A 16,211-nucleotide genomic window follows, 5' to 3' on the forward strand; every position below is an offset into this window, starting at 1 on the left:
ACCTGTCTAGCATACGGTCCTACCCATACTGGGATTCATTCGAATCCAGTATTACCTTTGCCATGCGACAGGAAGCAATCTCTTATGGCCAGCACGACCCTCGGCGTCAAAGTCGATGACGCACTACGCGACCGCCTGAAAGCCGCCGCGAACAAACTCAACTGCACGCCGCATTGGCTGCACAAGCAGGCCATCTTGTCTTATCTGGACAAGATCGAGCGTGGCCATCTGCCCGCCGAAATGTCGCATCTGGGCATGGATACCGGGGCGGACGAAGAGGGCGGCGACGCCCATGCCGCCCCGACGCCGCCGTTCTACGAGTTTGGCCAGGACGTGCAGCCGCAGTCGGTGCTGCGCGCGGCGATCACCGCCGCCTACCGCCGCCCCGAACCTGAATGTGTTCCGCTCTTGCTGGGCCAGGCCCGCATGCCCAACCTGGAAAAGGTCCATGCGATGGCGACGGACCTCGTCAAGAAGCTGCGCGGCAAGCGCAGCGGCGGCGGGGTGGAAGGGCTGATCCAGGAATTTTCCTTGTCGAGCCAGGAAGGCGTGGCGCTGATGTGCCTGGCCGAAGCGCTGCTGCGTATTCCTGACCGCGCCACGCGCGATGCGCTGATCCGCGACAAGGTCGCCCGTGGCGACTGGAAGTCGCACATGGGCGGTTCGCAATCGCTGTTCGTCAACGCCGCCACCTGGGGCCTGATGATCACCGGCAAGCTCGTGGCCGTGAGCAGCGAACAGTCGCTGTCCAAGGCGCTGACGCGCTTGATCGGCAAGGGCGGTGAGCCGCTCGTGCGCAAGGGCGTGAACATGGCCATGCGCATGATGGGCGAACAGTTCGTCTCGGGCCAGACCATCTCTGAAGCGCTGGCGAACAACCGCAAGATGGAAGCGCGCGGTTTCCGCTATTCGTACGACATGCTGGGCGAAGCCGCCACCACGGCCGAAGACGCCGACCGCTATTACGCGTCGTACGAGCAGGCCATTCACGCCATCGGCAAGGCCGCGGCCGGCCGTGGCATCTACGAAGGCCCGGGCATTTCGATCAAGCTGTCGGCGCTGCACCCGCGCTATTCGCGCAGCCAGCGCGAACGCGTCATCGCCGAACTGCTGCCGCGCGTGAAGGCGCTGACGGCATTGGCGCGCAGCTACGACATCGGCCTGAACATCGATGCCGAAGAAGCCGACCGTCTTGAAATCTCGCTCGACCTGCTGGAAGCGCTGTGCTTCGCGCCCGAGCTCGACGGCTGGAACGGTATTGGTTTTGTCATCCAGGCGTATCAGAAGCGTGCGCCGTTCGTGATCGATTACGTGATCGACCTGGCTCGCCGCAGCCGCCACCGCGTGATGGTGCGACTGGTGAAGGGCGCCTATTGGGACAGCGAGATCAAGCGCGCCCAAGTGGACGGCCTGGAAGGCTACCCCGTCTATACCCGCAAGCTGTACACCGATGTGGCCTACCTGGCGTGCGCCCGCAAGCTGCTGGGTGCGCCCGAAGCCGTGTACCCGCAGTTCGCCACGCACAATGCGTACACGCTGGCGGCCATCTATCAATTGGCGGGGCAGAACTACTACCCGGGCCAATACGAATTCCAGTGTCTGCACGGCATGGGCGAACCGCTGTACGACGAAGTGGTCGGCCCGCTGGCCCAAGGCAAGCTGAACCGCCCGTGCCGCATCTACGCACCGGTCGGCACGCATGAAACGCTGCTGGCGTACCTGGTGCGCCGCCTGCTGGAAAACGGCGCCAACACCTCGTTCGTGAACCTGATCGGCGACGACAGCATTCCTGTCGAAACGCTGGTGGCCGATCCGGTGGAAGCGGCCTCGCGCATCGTGCCGCTGGGTGCACCGCACGAAAAGATTGCACTGCCGCGTGAGCTTTACGGCAACGTGCAGCAGGGCGCTCGGGCCAACTCGGCCGGGCTGGACCTGACCAACGAACACCGCTTGGGCTCGTTGTCCGCTGCGCTGCTGGCCAGTGCCGGCACGCCGTGGCGCGCCGGCCCCATGCTGGGCGAAGGCGAACAGGCCTGGGACCCGGCGCGTGCGGTTGAAGTGCGCAACCCCGCCAATCTGCGCGACGTGGTGGGCCACGTGGTGGAAGCGCAATCTGAAGAAGCGGACGCTGCGTTGCGTGCTGCCGCCAACACGGCGCCCATCTGGCAATCGACCCCGGTGGCCGAGCGCGCGCAATGCCTGCGCCGCGCCGCGCAATTGCTGGAAGAGCAGATGCAGACCCTGTTGGGCCTGATCGTGCGCGAAGCCGGCAAATCGCTGCCCAACGCCATCGCCGAAGTGCGCGAAGCCGTGGACTTCCTGCGCTATTACGCCGATCAGGCCGAGCAGGAATTCAGCAACGACACGCACCGCCCGCTGGGCACCGTGCTGTGCATCAGCCCGTGGAACTTCCCGCTGGCCATCTTTACCGGCCAGGTCGCGGCTGCGCTGGCCGCCGGCAATACCGTCGTGGCCAAGCCCGCTGAACAAACCCCGCTGATCGCCGCGCAAGCTGTGGCCATCCTGCGCGCGGCCGGTGTGCCGGACGGCGCGGTGCAACTGCTGCCGGGCCGTGGCGAGACCGTGGGCGCGCAACTGGTGGCCAGCCCCGCCGTGCGCGGCGTGATGTTCACCGGTTCGACCGACGTAGCCCGCATCATCGCGCGCACGCTGGCCGACCGCCTGGATGACGACGGCCACACCATTCCGCTGATCGCTGAAACCGGCGGTCAGAACGCGATGGTGGTGGACTCGTCCGCCTTGTCTGAACAGGTTGTGTTCGACGTGCTGAGCTCGGCCTTTGATTCGGCCGGCCAACGCTGCTCGGCGCTGCGCGTGTTGTGCGTGCAGGAAGACAACGCCGACCACGTGCTGACCATGCTGCGCGGCGCAATGCGCGAACTCAGCGTGGGCAACCCCGACCGCCTGTCGGTCGACGTTGGCCCCGTAATCGACACCGACGCCCGCAATGGCATCCAACGGCACATCGAAACGATGCGCACGGCGGGCCATCGCGTGGATCAAGTGGAACTCAATGGCGAATGCCGCCACGGTACTTTCGTGCCGCCGACCATCATTGAAATCGACCACATCAGCGAACTGACGCGTGAAGTGTTCGGCCCGGTGCTGCACGTGGTGCGCTACAAGCGCGACGAGCTCGACGCCTTGCTGGACGCCATCAACGGCACGGGCTACGGCCTGACCTTCGGCGTGCACACCCGCATCGACGAAACCATTGCGCACGTGACGGGGCAGGTCCATGCCGGCAACGTCTACGTCAACCGCAATATCGTGGGCGCCGTGGTGGGCGTGCAGCCGTTTGGCGGCGAGTGCCTGTCCGGCACCGGCCCCAAGGCCGGTGGCCCGCTGTACATGTACCGATTGCTGGGTACGCGCCCGGCCGGCTTGCCGCCGGCGCTGGACGCTGCTGCGCCGCTGCCGCAACGCATTGCGTTGCCGGGCCCCACGGGTGAAACCAACACGTACATGGTTGAGCCGCGTGGCGCGGTGTACTGCGTGGCCGCCACCGAGGCCGGTGCGCGTGCGCAGTGGTCTGTGGCGCGTCTGACGGGCAACCACGCCTGGTTCGCGGACACGCCTGCGGCGCAAGCGCTGCTGGCCAAGCTGGACGCCGAGCAGCAAGGGCAGGCGGGCATTCTGGCTGATGACGAAGTCGATCAGGCCGATTACCAGGCTGTGCTGTTCGAAGGCGATGGCGACGCGCTGCAAGCGCTGAACCAGCGCATCGCGCAGCGTCCCGGCGCCATCCTGTCGGTGCATGGCTTGACGTCTGACGCCCTGGCGGCGGGTGCCGGTTATGTGCCGGAACGCCTGCTGACTGAGCGCTCCATCAGCGTCAACACGGCCGCCGCAGGGGGCAACGCCAGCCTCATGACCATCGGCTGACGTGACCGTCTGGGAACCCTCTGGGGACTGAGGGTTATCTCCAATATCGGGCAAGGTTGCACTGGAACGAAAATCCGGTCGCACCTTAAGTCTGGATGTCGCAACCCGGCATCCAGACTTTGCAGAAAATGCATACGCGGGACCCGGCCACCGCTGGGCCCGCGGTAGTAGAAAAAACCAAAAGCCTGGCTAAAAGCTCAGGTATAACAAGGCCTTAAGTGCTAGAACAAGTACACGGCCAGTAGTCCGACATCCCGGAGGATTCCCCATGAAGTTCCGCACCACTTTGAAGCTTCTCGCCGCCAGCGTTGCTGCTGTTGGCATGACGGCCGCCGCACAGGCTGCCGATATCAAACTCGGTTTCGCCGCGCCCCTGACCGGTCCGCAATCGCACTACGGCGAAGACATGCAGAACGGCCTGAATCTGGCGCTGGAAGAGGCCAACAAGAAGGGCATCAAGGTTGACGGCCAGCCCGCCAAGTTCGTGCTGGTGTCGCGTGATGATCAAGCCGACCCGCGCGTTGGCGTGCAGGTGGCGCAGCAACTGGTCGACCAGGACGTCGTCGGCATTCTGGGCCACTTCAATTCCGGCACGACCATCCCCGCATCGCGTGTTTACCATGAAGCCGGTCTTCCGCAGATCGCCATGGCCACGTCGCCGGAATACACCAAGCAAGGCTACGAAACCACGTTCCGCATGATGACCAGCGACACCCAGCAGGGCGCCGCGGTGGGCAAGTTCATGGTGCAGAACCTGAAGGCCAAGAAGGTTGCGATCATCGATGACCGCACCGCTTACGGCCAAGGCCTGGCCGATGAAGTCGAAAAGGCCGTGAAGGCCGCCGGTGGCGAAGTGGTCCGCCGCGAATACACCACCGACAAGGCGAACGACTTCACCGCCATCCTGACCAACATCAAGGGCGCGGCGCCCGACGCGATTTTTTACGGCGGCCTGGATGCGCAGTCTGGTCCCATGAAGCGCCAACTGGCCACGCTGGGCCTGAAGGCGCCGCTGGTCTCCGGTGAAATGACCCGCAGCGACACCTTCATCAAGCTGGCGGGCGACGCTGCCGACGGCACCTTTGCCTCGCTGGCCGGCGTGCCGCTGGACAAGATGACCGCAGGCAAGGACTTCGAGCAGCGCTATCAGGCGCGCTTCAAGAAGGCCCCCGGCGTCTATGCACCTTACGCGTATGACGGCGCATGGAACATGATCACGGCCATCGAACAGGCCGGTTCCGCCAAGCCCGAGAAGTACCTGCCCGTGCTGGCCAAGCTTGACCGCAAGGGCGCCACCAGCGAGCACATTTCCTACGACGCCAAGGGCGATCTGAAGGAAATCTCGGTCACCATCTACGAAGTCAAAAACGGCAAGTGGGAGATGGTTGAAACGATGGTCAGCCAGGCCAACTAAGGCCGGTTGAACGCAGGGTGGGCCCGGCGTTGCCGGGGGCCACCCGCTCCGTCCGCCCACGCCGACCGGCGTGGCGGCGCGCGCACCGCACCCGGCCCATGATGGCTCGGGCCGCGTGTCCGGCGCGATTTTTCCAGGCTTATTTCCGCGGCCCCTATGGATATCTTCATTCAACAACTGATTAACGGCGTCACGCTAGGCAGCGTGTACGCCCTGGTCGCCCTTGGCTACACCATGGTGTACGGCATCATCGGGCTGATCAACTTCGCGCATGGCGATGTCGTCATGATTGGCGCAATGGCGGCCACGACGATCGCCATTTCGCTGGTGGGCGGCGACCCTGGCGTGTCCGCCTTCGTGGTGCTGGGCGTAGGCCTGCTGGTGTCCGTGCCGCTGTGCATGGCGGTGGGCTGGACGGCCGAGCGCGTGGCGTACCGGCCACTGCGCCGCGCGCCGCGCCTGGCTGCGCTGATCACGGCAATTGGCGTGTCCATCATTTTGCAGAACGTGGCGATGATGGCCTGGGGCCGCAACTATCTGAACTTTCCGCAGGTGCTGTCGCCGCGCGTGTTCGAGTTTGCTGGCGCCCGCATGAGCACCTTGCAGATCGCCATTGTGGTGATTGCATCGCTGATCATGGGCGGCTTGCTGGCGATTGTGCACAAGACCCGTCTTGGCACGGCCATGCGCGCCACCGCGCAGAACCGCGAGGTAGCGGGCCTGATGGGCGTGAACATCAACACCGTGATTTCGGCGGCGTTCCTGATCGGGTCGGCGCTGGCCGCCGTGGCGGGCATGATGGTCGCCACCTACTACGGCGTGTCGCAATACACGATGGGCTTCATGCTGGGCCTGAAGGCGTTCACGGCCGCCGTGCTGGGCGGCATCGGCAACATGGTGGGCGCAATGGCGGGCGGCTTGCTGCTGGGCATTATTGAATCGCTGGGCGCAGGCTACATCGGCGACATCACCGGCGGCTTCTTGGGCAGCCATTACCAGGACGTGTTTGCGTTCTTCGTGCTGGTACTGGTGCTGATCTTCCGTCCGTCGGGCCTGCTGGGCGAACGCGTGGGAGACCGCGCATGAGCACCTCCTTGAAAAACAGCGGGCTGTCGACCCGCAACCTGATCGGCATTGCGCTGATCGGCATTGTGCTGGCGGTGCTGCCCTTTGTGATCGGCATGGCCGGGCAAAGCTGGGTGCGGATTCTGAACTTTGCGCTGCTGTATGTGATGCTGTCGCTGGGCCTGAACATCGTGGTGGGGTTCGCCGGCCTGCTGGACTTGGGCTACATCGCGTTCTACGCGGTGGGCGCGTATACCTGGGCGCTATTGGCCTCGCCGCATTTTGGGCTGCATCTGCCGTTCTGGGCGATTCTGCCGATTGCGCTAGCGGTGGCGTGCCTGTTCGGCGTCTTGCTGGGCGCACCCACGTTGAAGTTGCGGGGCGACTATTTGGCCATCGTGACTTTAGGCTTTGGGGAAATCATCCGTATTTTCCTGAACAACCTGAACGCGCCCATCAACATCACCAACGGGCCGCAGGGCATCAACCGTATCGACACGTTCAAGGTGGGCGAATTCACCTTCGGGCGAACGGAAACCCTGATGGGCATCCGGTTCACGGGGCCAGAGAAGTACTACTACCTGCTGCTGGCGCTGACGTTGATCATCATCGTCGTGTGCGTGCGCTTGCAGAATTCGCGCATCGGGCGCGCATGGGAAGCGATTCGTGAAGACGAAATCGCGGCCAAGGCCATGGGCATCAACACGCGCAACATCAAGCTGCTGGCGTTTGCGATGGGCGCGTCGTTCGGCGGTGTGGCGGGCGCGTTGTTTGCGTCGATGCAAGGCTTTGTCAGCCCCGAGAGCTTCTCGTTGATGGAGTCGATTTCGATTCTGTGCATGGTGGTGCTGGGCGGCATGGGCCATATCCCTGGCGTGATTTTGGGCGCGTTGATACTGGCCGCCTTGCCGGAGTTTCTGCGCGCGGTGGTGGAACCCGTTCAGCACATGCTGTTTGGCGCCGTCGTGCTGGACCCTGAAGGCATACGCATGCTGCTGTTCGGCTTGGCGATGGTGTGCGTGATGTTGTTCCGCCCGGCGGGCTTGTGGCCATCGGCCGTGCGCAAGCGTGAGCTGGCGACCAAGACCCAAGGGGGTGCGGCATGAGCAAACTGCTGCAAGCGCAAGGGTTGGGCAAACGCTTTGGCGGCCTGCAAGCCTTGTCGGACGTCAGCTTCGATATCGAGCAGGGCGAAATCTACGGACTGATCGGCCCCAACGGCGCGGGCAAGACCACGCTGTTCAACGTGCTGACGGGGCTGTACATCCCGGAAGATGGCAGCTGCACCTTCAACGGCGAATCCATGTCGGGCAAGAAGCCGCATGAAGTCGCTTTTGCGGGGCTGGCGCGCACGTTTCAGAACATCCGCTTGTTCGCCAATTTGTCGGCGATTGAAAACGTGATGATCGGCCGTCACATGCGCACGAAGGCGGGGGTGTTCGGCGCCGTGCTGCGCACGCGCGGCACGCGGGCAGAAGAAGCGGCCATCGAAGCACGGGCGCAAGAACTGCTGGACTACGTCGGCATTGGCCATCGCGCCAATGACGTGGCGCGGTCCTTGCCGTATGGCGATCAGCGCCGCCTGGAGATTGCGCGCGCCTTGGCCACCGACCCGAAGCTGCTGGCGTTGGACGAACCGGCTGCCGGCATGAACGCGTCGGAAACAGTGGTGCTGCGCAAGCTGGTCGAGAAGATCCGCGATGACGGCGTTACCGTGCTGCTGATCGAACACGACATGAAGCTTGTCATGGGCTTGTGCGACCGCGTGCTGGTGCTGGAATACGGCAAGGTGCTGGCCATGGGCAAGCCCGCGCAAGTGCAGCGCGACCCCAAGGTCATTGAAGCGTATCTGGGCGCGGGCGCGGCCCAAGACCCGCTGATTCACAAGGAGAGCCCCGCATCATGACGGCATCCACACCCCTGTTGGAATTGCGCGGTCTGCAAGTGGCGTATGGCGGAATTCGCGCCGTGCGCGGCATTGATCTGCGTGTGGACGAAGGCGAACTCGTTTGCCTGATCGGCGCCAATGGCGCGGGCAAGAGCACGACGTTGCGCGCCATCTGCGGGCTGGTCCCGATGGCGGGCGGCGAAGTGGTCTATGCCGGCCAGTCGATCGGCGGCCAGAAGTCGCACGAGCTTGTGCGCCGCGGGCTGGTCATGGTGCCGGAAGGCCGGGGCATCTTCGGCCAGCTGACCATCGAAGAAAACCTGGCGATGGGCGCGTACATCCGGCGCGATGCCGCGCAAGTGCGCCAGGACACTGACCGCGTGTTCACGTTGTTCCCCCGCTTGGCCGAACGCCGCAAGCAGGCGGCAGGCACCTTGTCGGGCGGCGAACAGCAGATGGTGGCGATGGGCCGCGCGATGATTGCGCGCCCCAAACTGCTGTTGCTGGACGAACCGTCCATGGGCCTGGCGCCGCTGATGGTGGAGAAGGTCTTCGACGTGGTGCGCACCATCGCCAGCGAAGGCGTCACGATCTTGCTGATCGAACAGAACGCGCGCCTGGCGCTGGAAAACAGCCATCACGGTTATGTGATGGAGTCGGGCGAGATCATTCTGTCGGGTCCGGCGCGCGACATGCTGCATGACCCGAAGGTGCGCGCCGCGTATCTGGGCGAAGTCGAGGAAGCGTCGGCATAGCTTAGGTATCGCGGTTCGTCAGCAATAAAAAGCCCGGCATTTTTTCAATGCCGGGCTTTTTAGTTGTCAGAGCTTGTCGTTGTCAGAGCTTGTCGTTGTCAGAGCTTGTCGTTGTCAGAGCTTGTCGTTGTCGGAGCTCGTCGTTGTCAGAGCTTGTCGTTGTAGGAGCTCGTCGTTCTCGGAGCTTGTCGTTGCCGGATCTTGTGGTTGTAGGAGCTTTACGTCGCCGGAGGTTTTCGTAATCCGCGGGCCGGATTCAGGCAGGTTGTGGCGTGACTTGCTTCTTGCCGATCCGCAGCGCGATCACCGCAGCGATCAGACCGGTCGCGCCCGAGATCACAAACGCCATCAGGTAGCTGCCTTGCGCTTCGCGAATGGCGCCCGCCATCCACGCGGCGCTGGCCGCGCCCAACTGGTGGCCCGCAACGATCCAGCCAAACACGATGGCCGCATCGCGTTCGCCGAAGGCTTCGGTCGTCAGGCGCAGCGTGGGCGGCACGGTGGCAATCCAGTCCAGGCCGAAGAAGATGGCGAAGATCGACAGGCTGTAGAACGAGAAGTCGGAATAGGGCAGGTAGATCAGCGACAGGCCGCGCAGCGCGTAATAGACGAAGAGCAGCTTGCGCGGGTCGTAGCGGTCAGTCAGCCAGCCGGATGCCGTGGTGCCGACCAGATCGAATACGCCCATCAGCGCCAGCAATCCGGCTGCTTGCACCTCCAGCATGCCGTGGTCGCCGCAGAGCGCGATCAGGTGCGTGCCGACGAGGCCGTTGGTGGTGAAGCCACAGATGAAAAACGTGGCGAACAGGAACCAGAAGGTCGTCGTCTTCGACGCGCGGGCCAGCGCGCCGAACGTTGCGGCCACCATGCCGGTGCGCGGTGCAGCGGGGGCGGGCGGGGCGTGCGGGTCGCTGCCGTAAGGCACCAGGCCCACGCTGGACGGGCGGTCTGGCACCAGCCACCAGGCCAGCGGCACCAGCGCGGCGGCGGCGGCTGCCACCGTCCAAACGACGCGCGTCCAGTCGCCGGATGAGGCCAGCGTGGCCAGGATGGGCAGGAACACCAGCGTGCCGCTGGCGGTGCTGGCGGTCAGTAGCCCCATCACCAGGCCGCGATGCTTGGTGAACCAGCGGTTCACAATCGTCGCGCCCAACACCGAGGCGACGGCGCCCGAGCTGATGCCCGAAAACACGCCCCAGCTCATGAGCAAATGCCAGGGTTCGGTCATGTAGGCGCTGACAGCGCTGGACGCCGACATCATGATCAGCGCGCTGATCAGCACCCGGCGCAAGCCAAAGCGTTCCATCGCCGCAGCGGCAAACGGGCCAACCAGGCCGTACAGGAAAATGCCGGCGGCAGCGGCAAACGAGATCGAGCTGCGGCTCCAGCCGAAGCTTTCTTCGAGCGGCACCAGCAATACGCTGGGCGTGGAACGCAGCCCCGCCGAGACCAGCAGCGCCAGGAAAATCACGGCGACGACGACAAAAGCGTACTTTTGGCCGGCACGCCGAAACGGGATGGGGAGGTGGGATATACTCATGTTACTGACCGGTACGTATTGGGATTTGCGAATAGTACGTACCGGTCAGTAACATCGTCAAGCGGTATTTGATTCCGCCCCGATTGAAGTTGTCCGTTTGATGCATCACCTTTGAAGGAAACGTCCATGGCCAGTAAACCTTCCACCTCGTCCGGCGCCGCGCCGCAGCCCGCAGCCAAGCCGCTGCTGGCCGCCGACCGCATCCGCAAGACCGCGCGTGAAATGTTCTACCGCGATGGCATCCGCGCCGTGGGCGTCGACGCCATCGTCAACCAGGCCGGCGTGACCAAGCCCAGTCTGTACCGCAGCTTTTCGTCCAAGGACGAGCTGGCGGCCACCTATTTGCGCGATTACGACGCCGAATTCTGGGCGCGCTTTGATGGCGCGTGCGCGGCCCACCCGGGTGACCCGCGCGCGCAATTGCTGGAGTACCTGTCGGGCTTGAGCCAGCGCGCCGTGCAGAACGGCTACCGGGGCTGCGGCCTGACGAATGCGGCCGTCGAGTACCCGGAAGCGGGGCACCCGGCGCGCGCCGTGGCGGTGGAGCACAAGCTGGAGTTGCGCCGCCGCTTGAACGAGATGGCGGCGGGCATGGGGGCGGCTGACCCCGAGGCGCTGGCCGATGGCCTGCTGCTGTTGATCGAAGGCGCTTTCGTGTCGAGCCAGTTATTCGGAGAGGGCGGCCCGGCCGGACGGGTGGCGGACATGGCCGACAAGCTGATCCAGGCGCATCTACCCCGCTGAAAGCCGTATGGCGCTGCACAAGACTAGTGCTTAATGTGGTGCCGCATGCACCGTTATGGTGGTGTTTGTACCCATTGCGCAACGAACAAAATAATGGTTGAAGTTTTTATTGCAACGCAACAAACGCGGATCTAACATGAATTCGTGTTGTTCCACATCGCCTTTCTCAAGGAGAGAATCATGAGCGATACCGCGTTGAAAAATGCCCGTATGTCGGATGCGCTGGAGCGGTCCTTGATCCGCGAGGCCGTCAAAGCGGAAACCCTGTCCGGCCCGTTCAACCGTGGCATGTGGCTGCGTTTGAAAGTGCGCCTGGCCTCGTTTGGCGGCGCCGTCGGCGAAGTCCTGCACGACATGGACGCCGGCCGACAGCAACACCCGGTTGTCTCCGCCCGCCACTAAGCGCAAGCGGTCAGCCAGAAAAAACGCCAGCGATATTGCTGGCGTTTTTTTTGCGTTTTTTGCGTTTTTCCTGGCGCTTAGACCACCATGTCCACCAGCAAGTAGCCATCCAGAATCACGATGCCAACGGTGGCGCTGATGGCGGCCAATGCCCAGGCGCCACGCAGCGCGTACTGGCCCATCAGCTTTCTGCGGCAGGCCAACAGCACCAGCGGACCCAGCGCGAAGGGCAGGGCCAGGCTCAGGATGACCTGACTGAGCACCAGCAGTTCGTCCGGGTCTTTGCCGCCCGTGAAGATTAGCAGGCCCACGGCGGCGGCGCCTGCAATCAAGCGCGTCATGAGCGCGCGGCGGCGATCTGACCAGTTGCTGCGGATCTGAAAACCTTTGGACAGGATGCGGCCGGCCAACACGCCTGTGATGGTGGAGCTTTGGCCCGCGGCGTAGAGCGCCACGGCGAACACGATGGCGGCGCCGACGCCCAGCGTTTGCCCAATGACGGCGTGGGCATCGTCCAGGCTGGACACGATCAGGCCCGAACCCGATAACGACGCCGCCGCCACAATCATGATGGCCGAGTTGATCAGCATGGCGATGCCCAGCGACACGATGGTGTCGTTGCGGGCGACGCGCATGGCCATGTCGCGGGCGGAGTCGGGCAACGCTTTCGCGCGTTCAGCCAGCGAGCCGGAATGCAGGTACAGGTTGTGCGGCATCAGCGTCGCGCCCAGGATGCCAAGCGCGATCAGGAAACCTTGCGGGTCGCGCAGCGCGCGGCCGGTTTCCGTGACGCCGTGCGCCACGGCTGTCCAGGCAGGATTCGCCTTGAACAGCAGGAAGACGAACGACGCGGCCACCACCGCCAGCAGCAGGGCGATCACACGCTCATGGCGGTCGGCGTTGCCACGGGTGAGCGCCAGCACGGCGAACGTGCCGACGCCGGTGACGGCCACGCCCGCAATCAGCGGCAGGTTGAACAGCAAGCGCAGCGCAATGGCGCCGCCGATCAGTTCCGCCAAGGCGGTCGCCAGAATGGCCGCTTCGCCCGCGAGCCATGCGGTCTTGGACCAGCCGGGAGACAAATGCTGTGCGGTCAGCGAGGCCAGGTCCTGGCCCGTGGCCAGCGCCAGGCGCGACACCAGAATCTGAAAGCCCAGCGCCAGAAAGGCGGAGGTGATGACGACCATCAGCAGGCCATAGCCGAAGCCGCTGCCGCCTGCGATGTCAGTGGCCCAGTTGCCCGGATCGATGTAGCCCACAGCCACCAGAATGCCGGAACCGACCATGCGGCGCAGGTTCGCCGACAGCTGGGCGTCTTGCGCAAGGGCGGCTTTGCCGCCTGATATCGCGTAGATGAAACCGGTCATACGACACTCCTGAGAATGGTTCTCATTTTCCAGAAGCGATCGCCGACCGTCAAATTGATTTTCAACAAGCCGGGGATAGGTCCGCCCAATGGGGGCCTGCCCCGGCTTCTGGCGCGCCCCTGGTGGACGCACCCATCTTCAACCGTTCGGGATCAAGACTTGAGCTTGGCGTCCATGGTGATCTTGGCCTTCAGCACCTTGGATACCGGGCAACCCGTTTCGGCCTTGCGCGCGGCTTCCTCGAAGGCTTGGGCGGTGGCGCCGGGAATGACGGCTTCCACGGTCAGGTGGACGGCGGTGATGGAAAAGCCATCGTCCACCTTGTCCAGCGTGACTTCGGCTTTGGTGTCCAGGCTGGTCGCAACCATGCCGGCTTCGGACAGGATATTGGACAGCGCCATGGTGAAGCAGCCCGCGTGGGCCGCGCCCAGCAGTTCTTCGGGGTTGGTGCCCGGCGTGTCGCCAAAGCGGGTGTTGAACCCGTAAGGCTGAGCCTTCAGTGCGCCGCTTTGCGTAGAGATCGTGCCCTTGCCAGTCTTCAGATCGCCCGACCAGGCGGCGGATGCGGTTTTCTTCATAGTGACTCCTTGTGAGAGGGGACGCGTCCCGTGGCGGGCGCGTCCGGTGCAGGAATGCGCGCCCCCGCAAAGGGCGGTGCGCGTTGCCTGAGCGGCATCGTCGATGATACGGCGAGCCCGAGGGGCGGGCGCGGAATCCAGCGGTGCGCAACGGCAAGCCGATGTAACGGCGGGCGGCAGGCCGGCGGGCAGACATAAAACTGCCAGGCTCAGAGCCGGATGCCCGGCCTTGGCGCCATCCGCATCAGGCAAAATAACGGCATCTCTACACTCCTTCCCAAGAGCTGCTGTCATGTCTCGCAATTTTCTTCGCATCGCCTGCGCCGCCGCGCTGGTCATCCCCGCCTTGTCCGCCCATGCCGAAATCGTGATCGGCGTGGATGTGTCGACGACGGGCCCCGCCGCCGCCATCGGCATCCAGACCAATAACGCGATTCGCCTGTGGCCCAACACCCTGGGCGGCGAACCGGCGCGCTACGTGGTGCTGGACGACGGCACCGACGTCAGCCGCGCGGTGAAGAACATGCGCAAGCTCACGTCCGAAGACAAGGTGGACGCCATCGTCGGCCCTAACACCACGGCGGCTGCCCTGGCCGCGCTGGACGTGCTGGCCGAGACCAAGACGCCGATGATTGCGCTGGCCGCCTCCAGCGTCATCGTTGAACCCTTGTCCGACCCCAAGCGCGCCTGGGCGTTCAAGATGCCCCAGAACGATTCGCTGATGGCGACGGTGCTGGTCGAGGACATGAAGAAGAAGGGCCTGAAGAACGTGGCCTTCATCGGATTCGCGGATTCCTACGGCGACAGCTGGTGGAAGGAGTTCACCGCCGCCGCCGGCAACGACTTGAAGATCGTGGCGCAGGAACGCTTCCAGCGCACGGACGCATCGGTGGTGGGCCAGGCGCTGAAAGTCATCGCCGCCAAGCCGGACGCCGTGCTGATTGCGGGGGCGGGCACGCCGTCGGCCTTGCCGCAGAAGACGCTGCTGGAACGCGGCTACACCGGCGCCATCTATCAGACGCATGGCATCGGCACGCTGGAATTCCTGCAAGTGGGCGGCAAGGACGTGGAAGGCACCTTGTTCCCGACTGGCCCGGGCGTGGTGGCGCGCGAGCTGCCCGACAGCAACCCGGTCAAGAAGGTGGCCGTGGCGTTTGCCGACAAGTATGAAGGCCAGTACGGCGCCAACACGCTGACGCAGTTTGCGGGCGACGCGTACGGGGCCTGGATGCTGCTGGATTCCGCCGTGGCGCGCGCGCTGAAAACGGGCGCCAAGCCCGGCACGCCGGAGTTCCGCAGCGCCCTGCGCGACGCCCTGGAAAACACCCGCGATCTGGTCGTGCCCAACGGCGTGCTGAATATCTCGAAGGACAACCATCAGGGGTTCGACGAGCGCGCCCGCGTGATGGGCATCGTCAAGAATGGCCGGTTCTCGTACGCGCAATAGGGCGCTTGCATGGATTTCTACGGTTCGTAACATTTGCTGACGCCCCATAGGGGATCAGTCCCTAAAAGCAGGCTTAGGCCTGCTTTTTCACGCCTTAATGATTCGTATAGAAATCATTTCTTAGCGTATTATTTTTAGCGAAGCCATGTACCTAGAAATAAATACGGGAGAAATGATTCATGACCTTGCTACGATCCAGACGCTTGCTGTTGGCCCTGAGCCTGGGCGTATTGGCCGCATGCTCCGACTCGGGCGCCGACAAGGGCGGGGCCGCGGCTGGCGGTGCAGCGGCAGGCACCGCCAATACCCTGGAAGCCGCCAAGGCGGCTGGCAAGATCCGCATCGGTTATGCCAACGAGGCGCCGTTTGCCTACATGGACAGCAAGGAAGCCAAGGTCACGGGGGAATCCGTCGAGATCGCCCGCATCGTGCTCAAGCGCATGGGCATCAACGAAGTGGAAGGCGTGCTGACCGAGTTCGGCTCGCTGATTCCGGGCTTGGCCGCCAAGCGCTTCGACATCATCGCAGCCGGCATGTACGTCACGCCCGAGCGCTGCCAGCAGGTGGCGTTCTCGGACCCGACCTACGGCGTGGGTGAAGCCTTCCTGGTGAAGCAGGGCAACCCGAAAAACCTGCACAGCTATGAAGACGTGGTGAAGAACCCCGACGCCAAACTCGGCGTGGTGGTGGGCGCCATCGAAGGCGATTACGCCCAGAAAGTGAAGATTCCCTCAGGCCAGGTGGTGGTGTTTCCCGATGCGGTCAGCGCTTTGTCCGGCGTGCAGGCCGGCCGCGCCGACGCCTATGCCGCTACCGCCCTCACCATCAATGACTTGATGGGCAAGACGCACGACGGCAGCGGCTTGGAAAAGGCCGACCCCTTCACCGACCCGGTGATCGACGGCAAGGGCGTGCGTGGCTATGGCGCCTATGCGTTCCGCACCGACGACAAAGCGTTTGCGGATGCGTTTAACGCGGAACTGGCCAAGTTCATCGGCACCGACGAGCACAAGAAGCTGGTGGCGCCGTTTGGCTTCACCGATCAGGAGCTGCCTAACGGTGTCACCGCCGCCAAGCTCTGCGCCGGACAGTAAAGGGGGGCGCC

General features: G+C 64.0%; 13 protein-coding genes. 10 read left to right on the plus strand and 3 right to left on the minus strand.

Annotation, left to right across the window (positions count from 1 at the left end; all coding sequences use genetic code 11):
• Window positions 1–84 precede the first annotated feature (84 nt).
• From putA to AC1DSJ_RS00635, 6 genes are all read left to right on the plus strand, one after another.
• Window positions 85–3,906 carry a trifunctional transcriptional regulator/proline dehydrogenase/L-glutamate gamma-semialdehyde dehydrogenase gene (putA, locus tag AC1DSJ_RS00610; RefSeq protein ID WP_054424988.1) on the plus strand — a complete coding sequence of 1,274 codons (3,822 nt, stop codon included), beginning with the start codon at window positions 85–87 and terminating at the stop codon, window positions 3,904–3,906.
• Window positions 3,907–4,174: 268 nt separating this feature from the next.
• The gene (locus tag AC1DSJ_RS00615) at window positions 4,175–5,320 is read left to right on the plus strand and encodes a branched-chain amino acid ABC transporter substrate-binding protein (protein ID WP_054424990.1); all 1,146 of its coding nucleotides are present in this window, start codon (window positions 4,175–4,177) and stop codon (window positions 5,318–5,320) included.
• A 234-nt stretch (window positions 5,321–5,554) separates the two neighbouring features.
• Window positions 5,555–6,406 carry a branched-chain amino acid ABC transporter permease gene (locus AC1DSJ_RS00620; RefSeq protein WP_391567846.1) on the plus strand — a complete coding sequence of 284 codons (852 nt, stop codon included), beginning with the start codon at window positions 5,555–5,557 and terminating at the stop codon, window positions 6,404–6,406.
• Window positions 6,403–7,491, plus strand: coding sequence for an ABC transporter permease subunit (locus AC1DSJ_RS00625; protein ID WP_054424993.1), 1,089 nt, complete (start codon window positions 6,403–6,405; stop codon window positions 7,489–7,491). The genes AC1DSJ_RS00620 and AC1DSJ_RS00625 overlap by 4 nt, the downstream gene beginning before the upstream one ends.
• A complete protein-coding gene (locus tag AC1DSJ_RS00630; protein ID WP_054424995.1) occupies window positions 7,488–8,291 on the plus strand; it encodes an ABC transporter ATP-binding protein in 804 nt (267 codons plus the stop codon). Before AC1DSJ_RS00625 ends, AC1DSJ_RS00630 begins: the two co-directional genes overlap by 4 nt.
• The gene (locus AC1DSJ_RS00635) at window positions 8,288–9,028 is read left to right on the plus strand and encodes an ABC transporter ATP-binding protein (protein ID WP_441370775.1); all 741 of its coding nucleotides are present in this window, start codon (window positions 8,288–8,290) and stop codon (window positions 9,026–9,028) included. Before AC1DSJ_RS00630 ends, AC1DSJ_RS00635 begins: the two co-directional genes overlap by 4 nt.
• Window positions 9,029–9,284: 256 nt before the next feature.
• Here the strand turns inward: AC1DSJ_RS00635 and AC1DSJ_RS00640 are convergent, their stop codons facing one another.
• Window positions 9,285–10,568 carry an MFS transporter gene (locus tag AC1DSJ_RS00640; protein WP_175169368.1) on the minus strand — a complete coding sequence of 428 codons (1,284 nt, stop codon included), beginning with the start codon at window positions 10,566–10,568 and terminating at the stop codon, window positions 9,285–9,287.
• Between the two features lie 126 nt (window positions 10,569–10,694).
• On the opposite strand from AC1DSJ_RS00640, the gene AC1DSJ_RS00645 reads away from it, so the two are divergent.
• Window positions 10,695–11,312, plus strand: coding sequence for a TetR/AcrR family transcriptional regulator (locus AC1DSJ_RS00645; protein WP_054425001.1), 618 nt, complete (start codon window positions 10,695–10,697; stop codon window positions 11,310–11,312).
• A 180-nt stretch (window positions 11,313–11,492) separates the two neighbouring features.
• Window positions 11,493–11,714, plus strand: coding sequence for an XRE family transcriptional regulator (locus tag AC1DSJ_RS00650; RefSeq protein WP_342065916.1), 222 nt, complete (start codon window positions 11,493–11,495; stop codon window positions 11,712–11,714).
• Between the two features lie 77 nt (window positions 11,715–11,791).
• Here AC1DSJ_RS00650 and AC1DSJ_RS00655 read toward each other — a convergent pair whose 3' ends face one another.
• Window positions 11,792–13,081, minus strand: a complete 1,290-nt coding sequence (locus AC1DSJ_RS00655) for an Nramp family divalent metal transporter (protein ID WP_342065915.1) — start codon at window positions 13,079–13,081, stop codon at window positions 11,792–11,794.
• Window positions 13,082–13,233: 152 nt separating this feature from the next.
• Window positions 13,234–13,659, minus strand: coding sequence for an OsmC family protein (locus tag AC1DSJ_RS00660; protein ID WP_054425007.1), 426 nt, complete (start codon window positions 13,657–13,659; stop codon window positions 13,234–13,236).
• 292 nt (window positions 13,660–13,951) lie between these two features.
• On the opposite strand from AC1DSJ_RS00660, the gene AC1DSJ_RS00665 reads away from it, so the two are divergent.
• Entirely contained in the window at window positions 13,952–15,106 is a 1,155-nt protein-coding gene (locus tag AC1DSJ_RS00665) for an ABC transporter substrate-binding protein (protein WP_346550461.1), read from the plus strand.
• Between the two features lie 179 nt (window positions 15,107–15,285).
• Window positions 15,286–16,200: an ectoine/hydroxyectoine ABC transporter substrate-binding protein EhuB gene (gene ehuB / locus AC1DSJ_RS00670; protein ID WP_441370776.1), complete on the plus strand. Its 915-nt coding sequence runs from the start codon at window positions 15,286–15,288 to the stop codon at window positions 16,198–16,200.
• Window positions 16,201–16,211: the final 11 nt, after the last annotated feature.

The organism is Achromobacter sp. 01N37, assembly GCF_056399725.1.